Origin of the sequence: Halorubrum sp. SP9 (assembly GCF_005435015.1) — an archaeon.
In the GTDB taxonomy this organism is placed as follows: Archaea; Halobacteriota; Halobacteria; order Halobacteriales; family Haloferacaceae; genus Halorubrum; species Halorubrum sodomense.
This window is the reverse complement of record NZ_SGXU01000638.1, coordinates 1-269: the sequence shown is the minus strand read 5'-3', so window position 1 is coordinate 269 and position 269 is coordinate 1. Positions and strand designations below refer to the sequence as shown.

The 269-nt window shown below is 71.0% G+C and carries 1 pseudogene; it reads right to left on the bottom strand.

Annotation, left to right across the window (positions count from 1 at the left end):
• A pseudogene (locus EXE45_RS18855) lies at window positions 1-269 on the bottom strand (hypothetical protein); the annotation flags it as partial.

The following is a 269-nucleotide window of genomic DNA, read 5'->3' as shown; positions in this document are numbered from 1 at the left end:
GTGTACACCTCGGTCGCCGGGCTCGGCGACGCCGCGCGGGCGTCGTCGGCCGCGTCGATGGGCGAGGAGAACTGGGTGCTGCCGGTCCCGTTGAACGACTGGCCGTCCGAGAGGACGATGTTGCGCTTGTCGGCGCTCGCGCGGCCGTTCGCGTCGATCTCGGCCTGCGCGTCGTCGACGCCCTCACCGATGTAGGTGCCCGTCGCGATGCCGCTCGCGTTCGAGAACGGGTTGGGGTTGCCGTCGTTGGTACCCGGCAACGAGGGCTC